At 46.2% G+C, this 680-nt stretch carries 1 protein-coding gene; it reads left to right on the top strand.

The window, feature by feature from the left end; all coding sequences use genetic code 11:
• Positions 1-680, top strand: a 680-nt coding sequence (locus tag HC000_RS18330; RefSeq protein ID WP_179808393.1) for an IS66 family transposase, incomplete at both ends; no start/stop codon positions are given.

Raw genomic sequence — 680 nt, 5'->3', positions numbered from 1 at the left:
GCCTTACCGCTTTATCGTTTCGTTGAAATACTGGGCCGTGGCGGCCTTGAACTATCGCGCGGAACATTAGCTAATTGGTGTATTAAAGCGGGCCTGCTAATCAGCCCCTTAGTGGCAGCCATGCAACGTCACTTGCTTAGTGAGCACAGTTTATGTGCCGATGAAACCCGTACACAAGTGTTAGATGAAGGTGACAACCCTAGCAGCAATTCCTACATGTGGGTTTATCGCAGCAATGAGGTCAGCCGTGAGCCTGTCGTGATTTACGATTACCAAGCAGGTCGAAGTCGCGCTTGCGCAAAAGAATTTCTTGCCGGTTATCAAGGCTATTTACAGTGCGACGGTTACCGTGTTTATGACGGTATTGAAGGCATTACCCCTGTTGGTTGCTGGGCACACGCTAGACGCAAATATAACGATGCCTTAAAAGCAGAGTCGAAAAACAAAGGTCGAGCGCATAAAGCCATCAGCTTTATCAGCCAATTATATAAACTGGAAACCCACGCTAAAAACAAACAGTTATCTCCTCAAGCGCGGTATCAGTTACGACAAGAAAAAGCCTTACCCATATTAATGCACTTTAAAGCGTGGCTTGATGAAGCCGAAGGTAAAGTAACGGCGGGGAGTTATATTGGCAAAGCGATAAAATACACGCTTAATCAATGGCCGAAATTAATGCG

It is taken from the genome of Pseudoalteromonas sp. MIP2626 (assembly GCF_013414205.1).
Classification (GTDB): domain Bacteria; phylum Pseudomonadota; class Gammaproteobacteria; order Enterobacterales; family Alteromonadaceae; genus Pseudoalteromonas; species Pseudoalteromonas nigrifaciens.
This window is presented reverse-complemented; position numbering and strand designations above follow the sequence as displayed.